This window comes from Methylobacterium pseudosasicola, assembly GCF_900114535.1.
GTDB classification, from domain to species: domain Bacteria; phylum Pseudomonadota; class Alphaproteobacteria; order Rhizobiales; family Beijerinckiaceae; genus Methylobacterium; species Methylobacterium pseudosasicola.
In genome coordinates, this window is sequence record NZ_FOTK01000014.1 from 74,064 (window position 1) to 91,310 (window position 17,247).

General features: G+C 70.7%; 15 protein-coding genes. 7 read left to right on the forward strand and 8 right to left on the reverse strand.

The annotated features are described in order from the left end of the window. Window positions 1–7 precede the first annotated feature (7 nt). Window positions 8–745 (reverse strand): class I SAM-dependent methyltransferase, encoded by a 738-nt coding sequence (locus tag BM228_RS15155; RefSeq protein ID WP_092041972.1) that lies wholly within the window; start codon window positions 743–745, stop codon window positions 8–10. 24 nt (window positions 746–769) lie between these two features. On the opposite strand from BM228_RS15155, the gene BM228_RS15160 reads away from it, so the two are divergent. Then, window positions 770–1,957: a DUF1972 domain-containing protein gene (locus tag BM228_RS15160; protein ID WP_244537154.1), complete on the forward strand. Its 1,188-nt coding sequence runs from the start codon at window positions 770–772 to the stop codon at window positions 1,955–1,957. A gap of 22 nt (window positions 1,958–1,979) precedes the next feature. Here the strand turns inward: BM228_RS15160 and BM228_RS15165 are convergent, their stop codons facing one another. Continuing rightward, entirely contained in the window at window positions 1,980–2,588 is a 609-nt protein-coding gene (locus tag BM228_RS15165) for a serine O-acetyltransferase (RefSeq protein ID WP_092041974.1), read from the reverse strand. Further along, window positions 2,585–3,196, reverse strand: a complete 612-nt coding sequence (locus tag BM228_RS15170) for a serine acetyltransferase (protein WP_092041975.1) — start codon at window positions 3,194–3,196, stop codon at window positions 2,585–2,587. The genes BM228_RS15165 and BM228_RS15170 overlap by 4 nt, the downstream gene beginning before the upstream one ends. Before the next feature lie 128 nt (window positions 3,197–3,324). On the opposite strand from BM228_RS15170, the gene BM228_RS15175 reads away from it, so the two are divergent. Genes BM228_RS15175 through BM228_RS15190 form a run of 4 tightly spaced genes read left to right on the forward strand, consistent with a single transcriptional unit; the run spans window position 3,325 to window position 8,253 of the window. Continuing rightward, the gene (locus BM228_RS15175) at window positions 3,325–4,815 is read left to right on the forward strand and encodes an oligosaccharide flippase family protein (protein ID WP_092041977.1); all 1,491 of its coding nucleotides are present in this window, start codon (window positions 3,325–3,327) and stop codon (window positions 4,813–4,815) included. Continuing rightward, a complete protein-coding gene (locus tag BM228_RS15180; RefSeq protein WP_092041979.1) occupies window positions 4,812–5,753 on the forward strand; it encodes a glycosyltransferase family 2 protein in 942 nt (313 codons plus the stop codon). Before BM228_RS15175 ends, BM228_RS15180 begins: the two co-directional genes overlap by 4 nt. Then, window positions 5,753–7,123, forward strand: coding sequence for a right-handed parallel beta-helix repeat-containing protein (locus tag BM228_RS15185; protein WP_092041981.1), 1,371 nt, complete (start codon window positions 5,753–5,755; stop codon window positions 7,121–7,123). The genes BM228_RS15180 and BM228_RS15185 overlap by 1 nt, the downstream gene beginning before the upstream one ends. Window positions 7,124–7,125: 2 nt before the next feature. Then, the gene (locus tag BM228_RS15190; RefSeq protein ID WP_092041983.1) at window positions 7,126–8,253 is read left to right on the forward strand and encodes a glycosyltransferase family 4 protein; all 1,128 of its coding nucleotides are present in this window, start codon (window positions 7,126–7,128) and stop codon (window positions 8,251–8,253) included. 210 nt (window positions 8,254–8,463) lie between these two features. Here BM228_RS15190 and BM228_RS15195 read toward each other — a convergent pair whose 3' ends face one another. Continuing rightward, window positions 8,464–9,750 carry an MFS transporter gene (locus tag BM228_RS15195; RefSeq protein WP_244537155.1) on the reverse strand — a complete coding sequence of 429 codons (1,287 nt, stop codon included), beginning with the start codon at window positions 9,748–9,750 and terminating at the stop codon, window positions 8,464–8,466. Window positions 9,751–9,976: 226 nt separating this feature from the next. On the opposite strand from BM228_RS15195, the gene BM228_RS15200 reads away from it, so the two are divergent. Together BM228_RS15200 and BM228_RS15205 are read left to right on the forward strand one after the other, a co-directional pair. Beyond that, the gene (locus BM228_RS15200) at window positions 9,977–11,128 is read left to right on the forward strand and encodes a dimethylmenaquinone methyltransferase (protein WP_092041987.1); all 1,152 of its coding nucleotides are present in this window, start codon (window positions 9,977–9,979) and stop codon (window positions 11,126–11,128) included. A gap of 526 nt (window positions 11,129–11,654) precedes the next feature. Then, complete coding sequence (locus BM228_RS15205; RefSeq protein WP_244537156.1) at window positions 11,655–12,836, forward strand: MFS transporter; 1,182 nt, start codon at window positions 11,655–11,657, stop codon at window positions 12,834–12,836. Here BM228_RS15205 and lptB read toward each other — a convergent pair. From lptB to htpG, 4 genes are all read right to left on the reverse strand, one after another. After that, the gene (gene lptB / locus BM228_RS15210) at window positions 12,826–13,686 is read right to left on the reverse strand and encodes an LPS export ABC transporter ATP-binding protein (RefSeq protein WP_092041991.1); all 861 of its coding nucleotides are present in this window, start codon (window positions 13,684–13,686) and stop codon (window positions 12,826–12,828) included. The two genes, BM228_RS15205 and lptB, sit on opposite strands and share 11 nt — an antisense overlap. Beyond that, a complete protein-coding gene (locus tag BM228_RS15215) occupies window positions 13,683–14,342 on the reverse strand; it encodes an LptA/OstA family protein (protein WP_092041993.1) in 660 nt (219 codons plus the stop codon). The genes lptB and BM228_RS15215 overlap by 4 nt, the downstream gene beginning before the upstream one ends. Continuing rightward, a complete protein-coding gene (lptC, locus tag BM228_RS15220; protein WP_092041995.1) occupies window positions 14,339–15,058 on the reverse strand; it encodes an LPS export ABC transporter periplasmic protein LptC in 720 nt (239 codons plus the stop codon). Before lptC ends, BM228_RS15215 begins: the two co-directional genes overlap by 4 nt. Window positions 15,059–15,370: 312 nt before the next feature. Beyond that, entirely contained in the window at window positions 15,371–17,203 is a 1,833-nt protein-coding gene (htpG, locus tag BM228_RS15225) for a molecular chaperone HtpG (RefSeq protein WP_092041997.1), read from the reverse strand. Window positions 17,204–17,247: the final 44 nt, after the last annotated feature.

Here is a 17,247-nt window from a genome sequence, read left to right on the forward strand (position 1 = left end):
CCGATCCTCACGGCCGCTTGCGGATGAAGACCATGTGATAGCCCTTCAACGGACCCGGCGTGAGCCGGAACAGCAGCTCCCAGAACTTACCCAGGACGATGTTCTCGCCATGATAGAACGGCTGCCCGTCAAAACTGTAGGTGAAGTGCTCGAACCGATCAGTTGGGAAAAGCCGCTGCCGCGCCGCCTCCGTGTTCATGGTGTAGAGCGGCACGAACGAGTCGATCTCGACCCGCCGCGGCTCGACCCAGCGCAGGACCTGCGCGTGCAGCCGCTTCGGGATGAGCCGCGCGCCGACCCCGACATAGCCCCAGCGGTTGGGCGTCCACGCGCAGAGCCAGCCCCCCGGGGCGAGGACCCGGCCGAGCTCGGCCGCGGTGACCTCGGGATGCTCGATATGTTCGAGCACCGAGAAGGCCGAGATCAGGTCGAAGCTCCCGTCCGGGAATGGAAGGATCCCGTCGTGGCCGATCAGTCGGACCTCGTCGGCCGACTTGTTCTCGAGGACCGCCTCGTCCACGTCGCAGGCCATGACGTGGGCGCAGCGCCCGCGGAAATCGCCGAGGTGCCGGCGCAGTGGGACCGGGTCATCGCTCCACTTGCCGCGCCCCGCCCCGAACTCCATCACCCGCATGTCCGGCCGGAGCAGCGCGTTGACGCGGACGATGTACTCCATCCGGTGATCCTGCCGGGAATAACCCCCGGCCCCCATCTCCCGGAACAGGCGCTGTTCGACGGTGACCATGCTTCAGGCTCCTCTGACGGCGCGATGCGCGCGGTTGTGGTGAAGGGGGACGAGCCGGACGGGCGTCCGGCGGTGGCGATCCTCGGCACCCGCGGGGTGCCGGCCGCGCATGGGGGGTTCGAGACCCTGGCCGAACGCCTCGCGCTCGACCTCGTCGCGCGCGGCTGGCGGGTGGAGGTCTATTGCCAGGTGCGCGAACCGACCCCGCCGAGCGTCTGGCGCGGCATCGCGCTGATCCCCGTGGCGGTGCGGGGCGACGGCGCCTTCGCGACCATCGTGTTCGACCTGAAATGCACGCTGAAGGCGGCGTTCCGGCCGGCCCAGCCGCTCGTGCTCGGCTACAACACGGCCGCGTTCTCGATCCTGTACCGGCTCACGGGCAAGCGCAGCGTCATGAACATGGACGGGATCGAGTGGAAGCGCGACCGCTGGTCGAAGCCCGCCAAGGCGTGGTTCTGGCTGAATGAGCGGCTGGGCAGCCTGTTCTCCACGCATCTGATCGCGGACCACCCGGAGATCGCCCGGCACCTCGCCCGCAACACCTCGGCGAAGCGGATCACCACCATCGCGTACGGCGCCGACCCGGTGCTGGAGGCGCCGACCACGCCGCTGGCCGCGTTCAACGTGCGCCCCCGCGATTACGGGCTGCTGATCGCCCGAGTTGTGCCGGAGAACCTCGTGCTCCAGATCGTGCGCGCCTGGAGCGAGATCCGCCCCGGCCTGCCCCTGGTCGTCCTCGGCAAGCTGATGGAGTCCGATCCCTACCATCGGGCCGTGAAGGCCGCGGGCGGCCCCGAGGTGATCTTCGCGGGCGCGATCTATGAATCCGAGCGCGTCGCCGCCCTGCGGCTGCATGCCCGCTTCCACATCCACGGCCACACGGTGGGCGGGACGAACCCGTCTCTGGTCGAGGCCCTGGGCGCCGGCTCGCCGATCCTGGCCCACGACAATCCGTTCAACCGCTGGGTGGCGGGCGACGGGGCCGTGTATTTCGGCGACGAGACCGAGCTGCGCCGGGGCATCCTCAACCTCGTGCGCGCCGCGCCAAGCCGGCTCGACGCCATGTCGGCGGCCTCCCGCGGCCGGCACGCCGACGCCTTCGGCTGGCAGGGCATCGTCGACGCCTACGAGAGCGTGCTCCGTCGCCAGCTCCCGTCCCGGCGCACTGCCGGTCGGGGGGCGATCCGCCGGCATGAGCACGGGCCGGCGTGAGGCGAAGGGCGAGCGTTCGGGGCTAAGCCGCATCTCTGCCCCCGGCGCCCGCTTCGAGGCTGCGCGTCTGCCGCTGGGCCAGCATCGTCACAGTACCGGCCGGGACGTCCCGCAGGGTGCAGACGCCGATCCCGATCGTCGCCCCGGCGCCCACCGCGACGGCGCCCTGGACGGCCGCGTGGGCGCCGACCACTGCGCCGTCGCCGAGGCGCGGCGCATCCGCCGGGAACGGCTGCCCGGGAAACACCCAGTCCCGCGGGCCCACCAGGGTCCCGGGCAGCAGGATCAGATCGGTCCCCGCGCTGCCGCAGAACACCACGCGGGCCGGATGGGGCACGAACAGGCCGGCCCCGATCGGCGAGCCGGGATGCAGGCTCGCGCCGGTCAGCCGCAGCGACAGGTCCGCGACCGCAGCGGCGCAGCGGCGCCAGCCCCGGACATAGAGGTAATGCGCAGTCCGGTGGAAGATCGCGACCTGCATGGCCGGCAAGGTGAGGTGCATCAGACGGCGCAGCCGGGAGGTCGGCTTGCCGCCGGTGGTCTGGCGCAGGACCCGGGCGAAATCTGCCGACAGCAGCCGGCGCAACTCCGCGAAACCGCCTGAATTGGTGGTCGAGGCGATACCGCTCATGCCGCGCCCCCGCGGCCGGGCAGAGCGCGCCAGGGCTGCGGCATCACCGCCTCGCCGGCCTGCACGTCCTTGAGGATGATCGTGCGGGGGCCGAGCCGGGCGCGGTCGCCGATATGCACGGCGCCGAGGACGATCGCACCGGCTTCCAGCACCACGGCATCGCCCACAACCGGCAGGCCCGGACCGCCGCCGATATCCTGGTCGGGCTCCTTCAGCAGGCCGCCGATCGAGGCCTGGACGCCGAAGGCCGCGTCCCGCCCGACCGCTCCGGCGATCACGGCGCCGTGGGGATAGGGCAGGAACAGCCCCCCGGCGATCCGGCTGGACGGCGGGATGTCGGCCCCTGTCCACCAGCCGTTGACCAGCCACAGCAGCCACGCCGCCATGCGCCAGCCGCGCTCATGGCTGTAGCGCGAGAGCCGATAGAGCCAGACGGCGTGATAGCCCCGGCGCAGAGCAGCCGGCCCCTGGCCCCGGCGCTCCCAATGCGCCCGGTCGGCCGCGAGCGCCGCGCGCAGCTGCGCCCAGTTCGCTCGTCGCCCCCCGGTGGATTCCGACGCATCCGCGATGGGAATCCCGCGGGCGTCAGTCTCGGCGCGCTCGGACATACGCAGTCCTCCGGTTTCCTCAGACGCTTCATCTCTGCAACCATAAATTGAAGATACGGTTGCAAGCCATACGCACCCTGCCACGATGCAATCGTAGGTCGCGGTTTTCAGTAAGGCTTCACCGGGAGATGTACGGCTTGGTAAACCGATTGCGTGGAGGCCGTCGCTCCGGCGGCCTGCGATACGGCGCTAACCTGCTCGGGCAGGCCGCCGGGCGCGGCGTCTACTTGGCCGCGGGCTTCGCCGCCTTCGTGATGGTCGGCCATGGGGTCGGCCCGGAGGCACTCGGCCGCTACGGTCTCGCGCTGGCGGTGCTGGCGGTGGCGCTCATCGCCGCCGATTTCGGCACCACGCTCACCTTCGGATCGCGGCTGGGCGCCGGTGCGCCGGAGATGCGCGCCGTCGAGTTCGGCCGCATGGTCTCGGCCCGGCTGATCCTCGGCCTCGTCACGGGGGTGGCCCTGCTCTGCGCGCTGCCGCTGCTGCCCGTCGAGATCCGGCCCGCGCTGGCGCTCGCGGCCGTGCTGATGCCGTTCGCGGCCGCGCGCTTCCTCGATTCCCTGTTCCAGGTCTGCGGCCGGCCGGGCTGGTCTATATGGCCCTCGCTCGCCAATGCCGGGACCCTGGTCGGCGGCACGGCGCTCGCGCTCTGGTTGCAAATGCCCGAAGCCGCTCTGAGCGTCGTCGCGGTGGCCTCCGGCATCGTCTACGGCTTGGCCGGCCTGATCCTGGCCGCCCGGCTCGTGCCCCTGCGGCCCGCCTCCCTGTCGCACGGCTGGGCGACCATCCGGGCCGCCGCCGGGGTCGGGATCTCGAACGCGCTGGGCTCGCTCAACGGCCGCATCAGCCTGATCATGCTGGCGGCCCTGGCCGGGGCGGCCGAACTCGGCCAGTTCACCGCCGGCTTCCGCTTCTTCGAGCTCGGCGCCGCGGTGGCGATCACCCTGTGTGCGCCGCTGGTGCCGGTCTTCGGCCGGGCGGTGGGGCCCATCGACGCCGCCCGCCCGCGCTCCGGTACCGACCGGCTCCGGGCCAGCGTGCGCCCGGCGCTGACCCTGATCCTGGCGGCCTCGATCGCCGGGACGGTGGCGGCCTGCGCCGTTGCCGAGCCCCTGGTCCGCCTCGTCTTCGGCCCGAACTTTTCCGCCGCCGCGCCGGTGCTGCGCATCGCCGCCGCCATGAGCGCCCTGCTGATCGCCGCCACGGTCCTGTTCGCCGGGCTCGTGCCCCTCGGCCGAACCGGCTTCGCGGTGCGCGGCAGCGCCGCCGCCTGCGCCACGAACCTCGCGGCCTGCGCCGTACTGATCCCCTGGAATCCGCTGCTCGGTGCCGCCTGGGCCGCCCTGCTCGCCGAGGTGGCGATGCTCGCAGTCGTCGCCCACGCCTTCTGGCGGGAAGCGGGGGCGCCACTCGCGCTGGCCGACGCGCCGATTGTGCTCGGCCCCGGCCTCGTCACCGCCCTCGTCTGGGCCGCCGGCCCGGCAGCACTCGTCCCGGTGACGGTGCCGATCGCTGCCGGCCTCTTCGCTGCGGTCGCGGCATGGCTGTGCCTGCGCCGCCGCGCCCCCGCCGATCTCGTCGAATCCCTGCCCCTCTCGATCCCGGAAGCTTCGTCATGAGCGACGTCCCCGTGCTGTCGGTCATCATCCCGACCTACAACCGCGCCGAAACGCTGCGTCTGTGCCTGCGGGCCTTCGACCGGCAGGTGACCGACGTGCCGTTCGAGATCGTCGTCTGCGACGACGGCTCGGCTGATTCCACCGGCACGGTGATCAGCCGCGCGGTCACCACGGGCCGCGTCCCGGTGGTGCATCTGCGCCAGGAGAACCAAGGGGCCAACGCCGCCCGCAACCACGCCATCGGGGCGGCAAGGGGCGAGCGGCTGCTGATCGTCAACGACGACACGATCCCGTCCCCCGGACTCGTCGCGGCGCATCTCGCCGCCCATGCCAAGCGGGGCGGGCGCGAGACCGCGATCCTCGGGCGCATGACCATCGATCCGGCGCTGCCGTTCTCGCCGTTCTCGGCCCTGCACCACGACGCCTCCTACGATGCGCTGGAAGGCCGCGTTGAGGTCGGCTGGGACGCCTTCCTGACCTGCAACGTCAGCGTCGACCGGCGCCTGCTGGAAGAGGCCGGCGGGTTCGATCCGCGCCTGACCTGGCACGAGGATATCGAGCTCGGCGAGCGGCTGGCCCGCCGCGGCATGCACCTGTTCTACGCCCCGGAGGCGTTGGCCTATCACCACCACCTCCTCGACGAGGCGGCCTATCTGCGGATCGCCGAGCGCGAGGGCGCGGCCCTGGTGCTGTGGTACCGCAAGCGCCCCGACCTCGCCGCCGATCTCACCCGGCTCGGTCTCGTCGGCCCGCCGCCGCTGGCCGCCTCCCCGCGCCACCGGGTCGCCGACCTGGCGATGCCGAAAGCCCTGCTGCCCGGCTGGCAGATGGCGGCGCGCGCCCTGACCCGGATCAGCCCGGAAGCGGGCCGGACGATCTGGCGCCGGCTGTTCCAGCGCCAGAAGCGCCTCGCCATCGCCCGGGCGCTGGCGGCGTGATGCGGTACACCCGACACATCCTTGGTGCCCTGGTCCTGCCGGCGCTCGCCGCGTGCGGCGCGGCCGATGCGCAGTCGCAGCAGAACATCCTGGTCGATCCCGCCGGCGGCGCGATGGACAACTACCGCACGGTGGCGCGCCTCGCCGACGTGCCGTTCGCCAGCCTCGGCCCCGGCTCCAGCGTGCTGATCCGCGGCGGCAGCTACGACACCGTCGCCCTGATCGGCGCCCGCGGCAGCGCCGAGGCGCCGGTCACCGTGGCGGCGGTGGCCGGGACCAAGCCCGTCCTGTCGAACTCGGTGGTGTTCGAGAACGCCGCCTACGTCACGGTGAGCGGCCTGACCGTGCAGGGCGCGGTCAATTCCGGCTTCATCATCCGCCGCGGCTCGCATCACGTGACCGTCTCCGGCTCGACCGTGGCGAAATCCGGCCTCGGCATCTGGATCGGCGACGGCGCCGGGGCTGGCCACCGCATCACCGGCAACACGCTCGCCGACAACAAGACCCACGGCGTGGCCGTCGACGTGATCAACGTGCCCCCGGAGGACCCGAGCTACATCCTGGCTAACACCGTGACCGGGAACGGCATTCACGGGATGGAGATCAACGGCTCCGGCTACGTGGTCGAGGGCAATCGGGTCTCGGGCAACGGTGTCGGGTTGTCGGGCACCTCCGGCATCCACGTCTACGCCAAGGACGCCGCGCAGGACGCGGGCGACCGCAACACCATCCGGTACAACATCGTCACCGGTCAGAAGGAAACCACCGGCCAGGACGGCAACGGCATCCAGATCGACCAATGGTGCGACGGCAACATCGTCGCGTTCAACGTCGCCACCGACAATGACGGCGCCGGCATCAACCTGTTCGATGCCGGCTCCAATACGGTGGTGAACAACACCGTCACCGGCAATATGCGCGATTCCGGCGGCAAGCACGTCTATCGCGGCGAAATCGTGCTGGCCTCCGACTACACGAAGAGCATCGACCGCACCGCGGGCAACCGGGTGCTCAACAACATCGCCTTCGCCACGCGGCCGGGCATCGCCGCCATCGCGGTCGAGGCGACCACCGCCGACAACGGCAACGCGATCGGGCCGAACTTCATCGGCAGCAGCGTCGGCGCCCCGCTCTACCGCTGGGCCGCCAAGGCCACCAGCGACGGGGCGAGCCTGCCGCTGAACGGCCAGGGCCCCGACCTCGCCGGCACCCCCGCCTTCCGCGACCGCGCCAACCCGTTCGCGGACGGGCTCGCGCTGACCAAGCCCCCCGCCCGCGCCAGCATCCCGCTCGGCGCGACCCGCGACCTCGCCGGCCGTGCCTACGCCCCCGGCGAGGCCCCCACCTTCGGCGCGTACAGGAGCCCGTAACCATGCTTCGCATCGGCATCGACGCGCACGTGCTCACCGGCAAGCCACAGGGTAGCCGGACCTGGCTCGTGAACATCATCGGGCGGGCCGCCGCCCGCCACCCGGAGGCGACCTACGTGGTCTATTCCGGCGACCCGGAGGCCTGCGCACGGATCGTCTCGGGCGCCAACATCGAGCATCAGCGGCTGCCGCGGGTGCCGGCGAGCGTGCGCCTGCTGGCGATCTGGCCGTGGCTGGTCTTCCGCGACCGGCTCGACACCCTGCTCACCACCTACATCGCCCCGCCGCTGGTGCCGGGAAGCCGGCAGGTGGTGGTGGTCCACGACATCCTGTTCGAGACCCACCCGGAATTCTTCTCGTGGCGGATGCGCTGGCGCAACCGCGTGCTGACCCGGCTCTCGGCCAAGCGGGCCAAGCTGGTCCTGACCATCTCCGACTACAGCCGCGATTCGATCGCCAAGGTCTACGGCATCGAGCGCGAGCGCATCGCCGAAGTGCGCTGCGGCTCGACCCCGCCCCGGGCCTCGGCGGAGCGGAGCCCGCTGGCGGACGGGCGCCCCTACCTGCTGATGGTCGGCCGCCTGGAGCCGCGCAAGAATCTCGGCCTCGTGCTCGACGCCTTCGCGCGCCTGCCCGCGGGCGCGGCCCGGCTGATCGTGGTCGGCAAGGGCGACGGCGAGCGGCCCGAGACCCTCGACCGCCTGACCCGGACCCCGGACGCGGTGCATATCGCTGGCATCGACGATAATGGCCTGTCCGACCTCTACGGACGAGCCGCCGCCCTGGTCTTCCCGAGCCGCGGCGAGGGCTGGGGCATCCCGGTGCTCGACAGCCTCGCGCGCGGCACGCCGGTGATCGCCTCCAGCCTCACAGCGATCCCCGAGGCGGGTGGCAGCGCGGCGAGCTATTTCGACCCGGACGCCCCGGACCGGGTCGAGCGGCTGGCCGAGCTGATGCGCGCGGCGATCGACGGTCGCCTCCCCTTCGACGCCGGGGCCGCAAGGGCGCACGCCGCCCGCCACGATTGGGACGGGCCGGCCGCCACCTTCGTCGACCTGATGCGCCGGACCTTTCCGGCCCGGACGCCGGCGCGCGACCTCCACGCGCCGGTGCCGCACCTGCGCGGCTGAGCTGCGCCTACTCGGCTACGAGGTGGCACATCGGTTTTTGGACGGCGGAACGCGCTCTCCTCCCTCCTGCGGGGAGGAGCTGGAGGTGGGGGTGGCTCAGAAGGCACCGCTGTGCCCCATCCTGCACCCCCCCACCCCTGCCCCCTCCCCGCAAGGGGGAGGGGAAAAGCGCCGTGCTTCAAGCGCTTACTGGCGAATCCGCTCAGCCTATTAGGCGGGGGTGAGGCCTGGGGCGAAGGTCCCCGCGGGCGTCTCGGCGGCGATCGGGTCCTGGATCAGCACCCAATATCCGAGCGCCGCCACCACGGCGATCACCGCGCCGGTGATGAAGGCCATGGAGAAATGGCCCGTTCCGCCGACGATGTAACCGGTCACCATCGGGGCCAGGGCGCCGCCGATATAGCCGCCGAAATTCTGCATGGCGCCGAGGGAGGCTGTGCTGTTGGCCGGCGCCGCCACGGAGGCCATCGCCCAGGCCGCCGACGAGCTGACATAGACGAGGAACAACGACGCCGAGATGCACACCATGGCGAGCGTGTCGCTCGGCGTCAGCGCGGCGACCACCGTGCAGGCCGCGGTCGCCAGCAGGCCCAGCACCATCGGGATCTTGCGACTCCGGATCGGGTCGATTCCGCGCCGGACCAGGATGTCGACGATCCGACCGCCCAGCACACCGCCCAGAACCCCGAAGGCGAAGGGTATCGCCCCGATGATGCCGGTCTTCTGCAGGGTGAAGTGCCGCTCGATCTCCAGGTAGCTCGGCAGCCAGGCCGTGTAGAGCCAGGTCATGTAGATGCAGCCGAAATACCCCATGATCATGCCCCAGCTGGTCCGGTAGCGGAACAGCCGCTTCCACGACTTCCAGGTGACGCGCCGGTCGGTGTTGGGCGCATCGCCCTCCTCTAGGAAGGCGCGCTCGGCCGGGGTGAGGTCCACTTCGGGCGGATTGCGGAACACCAGGTAGACGATGCCGGCGAGGACCAGCCCGACCCCGCCCATGATGATGAACATCGCCCGCCAGCCGAAGCTGACCATCAGGAAGGTGAGCAGCGGCAGGGCCAGGAAGGTGCCGAGCGAGGACGCGCAGTTCCAGATCCCCGTGGCGGTGCCGCGCTCGCGAATGTTGAACCAGTCGCGCGAGACCCGGGCGCAGGTCGGGAAATGCGGCGCCTCGCCGAGGCCGAGCACGATGCGCGCGCCCACGAACTGCCCGAACGAACTCACCACCCCGCCGAGCATCTGGCCGAGCGACCAGCAGCTCAAGCCGAGGGTCAGCGTCAGGCGCGGACCCAGCCGGTCGGCGAGCGCCCCGGCCGGCAGCTGCGCGAAGGCGTAGGCCCACAGGAACGCCGACAGCAACAGGCCCATATCGGGGATCGACAGGCCGAGATCCTGCCGGATCAGCGGGTTGGCCACCGCCAGGGTGGCGCGATCGACGTAATTCACCACCCCGGCCGTCACGAGCAGGATGAGCGAGATCGTCTGGATGCGCTTCACGCGCGGCGATGCGGCCGGCCCCATGGAATCCCCCCGATTTTTTGACGTATGCGCACTCTTCACGGTGCTCCGGGTCCGCCGCATCGTTTGCGACTCACGGCGGCCCAACGGCATTCTGCACCGAATGCCACCGAGGGGAAGCTGCCGGCTAACAGATCGCCCCCTCGCGTCGCGGGTCCGGGCGTCGTAGACCAGCCGGACCCGCCACCGACCGAGACCGCCCCGCGTGCGCCTGATCCAGATCACCCATCACGACCTCGACGGCTACGGCGCCGCCACGGTCGCCGCCGCCTGCGCGGCGGTCGAGCGCGTCGTCCACGTGCCGCGCTACAGCGATGTCGGCCCGGTCTTCGAGGACGAGACCAAGCGCCTGGCCCGGGCGGGCGAGAGCGAGATCCTGCTCATGACCGATCTCGGCCTTGAGGAGCAGACCATCGCGGGCCTCAAGAAATTCGCCGCCATGAACCGCCGCCGCGAGGACGGCCGCAAGCACCGGCTCGTGGTCCTCGACCACCACGCCTCCTCGCTGGACCAGCTGCGCCGCCAGGGGCTGGAGCCGGTGGCCGATCCGGAGCGGGCCGGCCTGAGCCGGATCGACCTCGGCGATCCGGATTGCACCCTGCTGATCGACGAGAACGTCTGCGCCACCCGGATGACCTTCGATCACCGGGCGCTGTTCGCCACCCACGAGCCGGAGACCGACCTTTCCGCCCTGCTGGCGGCAATCGACGCTGTGGACCTCTGGCGCAAGGACAGCCCGGCCTTCCCGGGGGGCCTGGCGCTGGACGAGCTGTTCTGGGAGAGCGTGTCGAGCTTCGTGCCGGTGGGCCATCCCTGGCACGAGACCTTCATGGCCGGCCTGCTGCTCGCCGCCGCTGTCGCCCTGCGGGAGGGCGCGAGCCCGGCCGATCTGGAGCGCCGCGCCCTGTCGTTCCGCACCGACGTGGCCGAGACCCTGCTGCGCGACGCGCCGGACGATGACCGGGCGCTCACCACGCGCATGCGCCTCGCCCGGGCGCTCGCCTGCTCCGACGCCCTGTTCCGTCCGCTCAAGGACGGCACGCTCCTGTCCTTCGCCCTCGATTCGGGCACCTTCCAGCGCGTCTCCGACCTGATCATGGATGCCGGCCGGGCCAAGCGCGTCGTCAACGTCCAGCGGATGGGCACGCTCTCGTTCCGCTCCAATGACGGCACGGCCCTCGACGGCGCCCGCCTGTTCCGCGGCGGCGGCCACCGCGACGCCGCCGGCGGCCGGCTCCAGAGCGGCTCGGCCTTCTCGATGGCCGACGCGATCGCGCAGGTCGAGCCGGTGCTGAACCCGGACAAGCCCCCGGAGGCGGACAGCCCATTCGCGGCGCTGAAGAACTGGAAGGCGTGAGGCGGGGCGTTCCACGCCTGCTGGACTGTGGTCTTTCACAAATTCTTTTGCGAGCGCGGCCGGAACTTCCTTGGATCATTCCGTCCCGGGGCGATCGTCTTGCCGGCGCCCGAGATCTTGATTCCGGCGATCCGACCGACAGCGTCCAGAGAGGCGATCCGCCCCGTCATCCCGGGGCGCCGCAGGCGAGCCCGGGATCCAGAGCCGCCGAGTGCGCAAGATCTTGATCCATCTGCGTTTCTGGATCCCGGGCTCCGCTTCGCGGCCCCGGGATGACACGGAGGATGAGCGAGCGCCCCCCAACCGCGCAGGCGACTGCAGAGAAGAATTTTTTCCAAAGCGAACCTCTGGAACGACAAAACGCTTCGTATTGCTGCCCTGCCTGTGGAGGCGACAAGTAAAGCTTGTGCTTTGTAGGACCGGCTGAAAGACATCTCCCTAAAGAGATAGCGCCGAGTCGTGACGATCACGATCTCGGCGGCACACGGCCGCCGGAGACAATCCAACATCCATGCACCCGGATCGCGTGCCCATCCGCCTCCTGGTCACCATCGCCATCGCCCAGCTCGTGGGCTGGGGCAGCACCAGCCTGACCGCCATCGTCGGCACACAGATCGCCGCCGAGCTCCGCGTGGACATCGCCGCGGTGTTTGCCGGCAACGCCGTCCATTACGCGGTCATGGGCTTGTGCACCCCGTTCCTGGCCCGGGCGTTCGACCGGTACGGCGCCCGGCGGGTCATGATCGCCGGCAGTCTCGTCGCGGGTCCGGGCTTCGCTGTCATGGCGATCGCGCAGGGCTACGGCACCTATCTCGCCGCCTGGGTGATCCTCGGCGCGGCCGGGAGCGCCACGCTGTCGACCGCCGCCAACATCCTGCTGACCGAGATGGTCGGACGGGCAGCCGGCCGGGCGATCGGGGCGATGATGCTCATGACCGGCCTGTCCAGCAGCCTGTTCTGGCCGACGACGGCGTTCCTGAACGATTTTTTCGGATGGCGGGGCACATGCGGCGTCTATTCCGGGGCGATGTGGCTCGTCTGCGTGCCGCTCTACCTCTACGGCGTCCCGCGCCGGTCGACGGAGCCCGCCGCTCCCCCCTTGCGCGACGCGATCCCGGCCGAGCCACCCCCGGAAACCGGCACCTTCGCGCTGATCGTCGTCGGCAGCGCGCTCAGCGCCTTCGTCGCCTTCGGCCTCAGCGCCATCATGGTCGAATTGCTGATCGTCGAGGGCTTGAGCCGCCCGGAAGCGATCGGCTACGGCTCCGCCCTCGGGGTGATCCAGATCAGCGCCCGAGCGATCAATTTCTTCGGCGGCGGGCGCCTGGACGGATTGACGACCGGCCTGATTGCGGCGTTCGCCGTCCTCACGGCGCTGCTGCTGCTCGCCGCGGGCGACGGTGGCCCCGTCGCGGCCGGGGCGTTCGTCCTGCTCTACGGCCTCGGCAGCGGCGCCATGGCGGTGGCGCGGGCGACGATCCCGCTCGTCTTCTTCGACCGGGCGACCTATGCCCGGGCGGCATCCCAGATCGCGCTGCCGCTCAACCTGGCCTCGGCCGTGTCGCCGCCAGCCCTCGCGGCCGTGCTGACCCGGTTCGGCGGCGATGCGGTGCTCGTGCTCGCAGCCGGATTCATGGCGGCGTCCACGGTCGCGCTTCTGGCGCTGGCGCGCCGCCGCCCGCGCGCTCAATTGATTGTCAGAGCCTGAAATCCTCGCCCAGATACAGCCGCCGGGCATCCGGGTTCGCCACGATCTCCTCCGGGGTGCCCTCGGTGAGGATGCGGCCGGAATGGGCGATGTAGGCGCGGTCGGTCAGGCCCAGGGTCTCACGCACGTTGTGGTCGGTGATGAGCACGCCGATGCCGCGCTGCTTGAGATGCTTCACCAGGTTCTGGATGTCGCCCACCGCGATCGGGTCGATGCCGGCAAAGGGCTCGTCGAGCAGCATGAAGGTCGGCGAGGAGGCGAGCGCCCGGGCGATCTCGCAGCGCCGCCGCTCGCCGCCGGAGAGCGCGATCGAGGGCGCCTTGCGCAGGCGCGCGATGTCGAACTCCTCGAGCAGCGCATCGAGCTTGCGCGCCCGCTCCTTGCGATCGGGCTCGACCACTTCGAGCACGGCGCGGATGTTGTCCTCGACGGTGAGCCCCCGGAAGATCGAGGCTTCCTGCGGCAGGTAGCCGATGCCGAGCCGCGCCCGCTGGTACATGGGCAGGTGGGTGATCGGCAGGCCGTCCAGGGTGATGTGGCCGCGGTCGGCCACCACCAGCCCGGTGATCATGTAGAAGATCGTGGTCTTGCCGGCCCCGTTGGGCCCGAGCAGCCCCACCGCCTCGCCGGTCCGGACCGTCAGCCCCGCCTCGTGCACGACGGTGCGGGCGCCGTAGCTCTTGCGCAGGCCGCGCACGCTGAGGATGCCGGGGCCGCCCTCCTCCGACGCGGCCATCTCGTCAGCATCGGCAACGGGCGCGCGCGCGCGCCGGCCGAACAGGCGGCCGAGCAGCGTCGGGCGGCCCGCCGCATCCTGCGGCTCCGCCCGGAACGCGACCGCGCCGCTCAATTGACCTGGGCCCGCGGCTTGGCCGGCGGCTGGGCGCAGCCCTTTGGCTTGCCATCCTTGGCCTCGGCCTTCTCGCCGGGCACGAACAGGGCGGAGACGCGCCCGCCCGCCACCGGGTCCATGTTCGCCCGGCCGGTATTCATATCGTAGACCAGCCGCTGGCCGCGGGTGACGTTCTGGCACTGGCTCAGCACGACGTTGCCGGTGAGCACGATGCGCTTGGCGTCCTGATCGAACACCGCGTGATCGCCGGTGGCGACCTGGTCCTTCTGGACCACCGTCACCGGGCCGGCGCAATCGACCTTCTGGATGCCGTTCTCGGCCGGGTTTTTCGGAGCCGGGGCCTCGGCGGCGGCATCAGCGGCTTTCGCTTCGGCTTTCTCGGAAGAGTCTTTGCCGCGCTTGTAGTAGACGGTCATGGTCGAGCAGCGGATCGTGCTCTCGCCCTGCACGGCCACGACGTTGCCGACGAACACCGCCCGGTTCTCCCGGTCGAACACGTCGAGCCGGTCGGCGTCGATCTTGATCGGCTCCTTGCCACCCCCGCCGATATTGCCGAAGGGCGAATCTTTCTTGGATGGCTTCTCGGCAAGCGCCGAGCCGGAGAACGCCAGACAGGCGGCAAGGGCCGCGCAGAGCGTCGCGCGCGCGCTCATCGGCCGCCTTCCGCGGGCTCGGCGTTCGAGGTCAGGATGCGCGGGGGTGCCTTGTCGGCTTGGTCGTCGTTCACGATTACCACGTGAACGTTGCCGACGAACGAGATCCGCTTGCCGTTCTCGACCACGTCGAGGGCGTTGGCGTTGACGGTGGCGCGCGGGGTCGAGACGGTGACCGGCTCCTGGGAACTCACCGAGCCGGTCTTGAACACCACCGCGGCGGAGCGCAACCGCGCCTCCTCGCCCTTGTCGGTCCAGATCCGGATGTCGTCCTTCAGGTCCAGCGCCTCGCGGGCGGTGTCGAACAGGCCGGAGGCGGCCGAGAGCCGGGCCATGCCGCCCTGGTCGTCGGTGGCGAGGTGGCCGCGCATCCGCTCCAGCTCGATCAGGCTCGGCTTGCGCACGTCCTGCAAGGCGGCGTCGGCCGTCACCTCGTAGCCGCGGTTGCCCTGGCGGAAGCCCGCGAGCCGGGGGCTCTCCATGCGGACCTTCGAGCCGGCCACCGTCACCGGGCCGACCGAGACGCCGGGCAGGCTCGCGGCGAAGGGATTGAACAGGTAGGCGAGCAGCAGCGCCACCGAGCCGCCGGCTGCGACCGGGATGAGGCGGCGCATCGTGCGCACGCGGCCGCTGTGGCGGTACGCCCGGGCGTGAGCCCGCGTGCGCGCCGCCGCGACCGCCTGTCCGTTGCCGGCTGAAGCCTCGACCGGGTTCATGCAGCGTCCGTGAGGCGCGCAGGCCGCGCGCACGAGAGGGATCGGCTCAGACGCCTGCGGCCCCCACCGCGCCCGCGCCTCCGACCGGGGGATGGCCCCGACCAGTGGCGAAGTTATGGCTCGCCCGTTTCCGAATGATCAACCGAACTCAGAAACTTTCGACGCCAATGTGCGTGAGCACACGCGCCGCTGTTGCAGCATCGTAGCCCCGAAGTGCCCATTTGCGCGGATCGCACCCGCATCTGTTTTCGTGCTTTAAGCCGGGCCCAAGCGTCGGGCCCGGCTTCGATCCTGAAGGGCGAATCGCTGGCGTCAGGCGCTGCGGGCCGCCGCCAGGGCGGCCGCGATCGTGCGGGCGAAGGCCGCCGGGTCGCGCGGGCTGTCGCCATCCTGGATTCGAGCGAGGTCGAGCAGGGTGCCAGCCTCCTTCGAGATCTCCGATTCGGGCGCGGTGGCAAGCGCCCGGATCAGCGGGTGGCGCGGGTTGATCTCCAGCACCGGCTGGGCGGCACCGGCACGGCCGGCGCGGCGCATCAGGCGCTGCATCTGAAGGTCGGGCCCGACCGTACCCGCCGAGAGCACCACGGCCGAATCGACCAACCGGTCGGTGGTGCGCACGTCCGAGACCTCGGCGCCGAGCGCCGTCTTCACGGCGGCCACGAAGACGTCGATGCCCTCCGGCGCCTCCGGCTGCTCGCCCTCGGGGGCGAATTTCGACAGGTCGAGGCCGCCCTTGGTGATCGACTTGAGCGGCTTCTCCTCGAAGCTGCCGAGCTGGTCGGGCCAGAAGGCATCGACATGGTCGGAGAGCAGCAGCACCTCCAGGCCCCGCGCCTTGAAGCCTTCGAGCTGCGGCGAGGATTTCAGCGCCTCGGCATCGTCGGCGACGAGGTAGTAGATCGCGTCCTGGCCGTCCTTCATGCGCGACACGTAGTCCGGCAGCGAGGTCCAGCCCTCCACCGCCGAGGAGCGGAAGCGCAGCAGGGGCGCAATCTCGCCGCGGCGCTCGAAATCCTCGTAGATGCCCTCCTTGAGCACCGCGCCGAAGTTTTCCCAGAAGGTCTGGTAGCTCTCGGCATCCTTGGCCCGGGTGGTCAGCTCGGAGACGACGCGGCCGGTGACCGCGCGGCGGATCCGGGCCAACGCCGGCGTCGATTGCAGCATCTCGCGGGAGACGTTGAGGGGCAGGTCTTCGGTATCGACCACGCCCTGGACGAAGCGTAGCCACGGCGGCAGCAACTCGGCCTCGTCGGTGATGAACATCCGGCGGACATGCAGGCGGACCTTGCTCTGCCGGTCGTTCTCCAGCGCCTGGAACGGCTTCGCGCCGGGCACGAACAGCAGCGCGGAGAATTCGAGCTGGCCTTCAGCGCGCCAGTGCAGCGTCGCCCAGGGCTTGTCGAAGTTCATGCCGATGGCGTGGTAGAACGCCTCGTACTGTTCCTCCGTCACCTCGGATTTCGGCTTGCGCCAGAGCGCGGTGCCCTGGTTGGCCGATTCGTCCTTGCCGTCGCGGGCGATGGCGATCGGCACGGTGATGAAGTCGGCCCATTTCCGCACGAGGTGATCGAGCCGGTAGGGCTCCAGATACTCGTCGGCATCCTCTTTGAGGTGCAGCACGATGTCGGTGCCGGGCTCAGCGCGGGTCGCGGGCTCCAGGGTGTAGCTGCCCTGGCCTTCGGAGGCCCAGGTCCAGGCCTCGTCGCTGCCGGCGCGGCGCGACGTGACGGTGACGCGGTCAGCGACCATGAAGGCCGAGTAGAAGCCGACACCGAACTGGCCGATCAGGCTCGGGCGATCCTCGGCCTTGGCCGAATCCAGCGTCTGCGAGAAGGCCCGCGTGCCGGATCGGGCGATGGTGCCGAGATTGGACGCCAGATCCTCCTTGGTCATGCCGATGCCGGCATCCGAGATGGTCAGGGTGCGTGCCTCCTTGTCGGGCACGATCCGGACCTTGGCGTCCGGCGGCAGGGCGCTCGCCGCAGAGGTCAGCGCCTCGAACCGGCGCCGGTCCATGGCGTCGGCGGCGTTGGCGACGAGTTCGCGCAGGAAGATCTCGCGGTCGGAATAGAGCGCGTGCACGACGAGATCGAGGAGCCGACCCACCTCCGCCCCGAACTCGTGCCGCTCAATCGTCTCGCTCACAGGGAATGCCTCCGCGTAGGGGAAAATGCGGGGCCGATATGTCG